The sequence below is a fragment of the Stenotrophomonas sp. SrG genome (assembly GCF_050031795.1).
GTDB lineage: Bacteria > Pseudomonadota > Gammaproteobacteria > Xanthomonadales > Xanthomonadaceae > Stenotrophomonas > Stenotrophomonas rhizophila_A.
Genome location: NZ_JBNBBE010000450.1, coordinates 1 through 257, shown reverse-complemented (window position 1 = coordinate 257; position 257 = coordinate 1). Strand labels below are relative to the sequence as shown.

Annotated in this window: 1 protein-coding gene; it reads right to left on the bottom strand. The window is 77.0% G+C overall.

The features are described from left to right. Window positions 1-257: hypothetical protein (locus tag ACQG3P_RS20445; RefSeq protein ID WP_426806066.1), on the bottom strand; the 257-nt coding region annotated here is incomplete at both ends.

The following is a 257-nucleotide window of genomic DNA, read 5'->3' as shown; positions in this document are numbered from 1 at the left end:
AGGCACTGCAGACCGAACGCCGCGAGGAGCAGCCAGGCCACCGGCCGGCGCAGCAGCGACCGCCGGCCTCGCGAGACGACCGGCAGCGGACCGGTCAGGGCGGCCGGATCGACTTCGCCGCCGGCCCGGGGCGGAGTGTCGGCAGGCGCCGCCCCCGAGAAGCGGTCGCCGAGGTCGTTCCCGGCGCGGCGCGCACGGCGCAGGTGCACCCCCCACAGCACGATGCCCGCCACCGTGATCAGCGACCACGTCAGGAG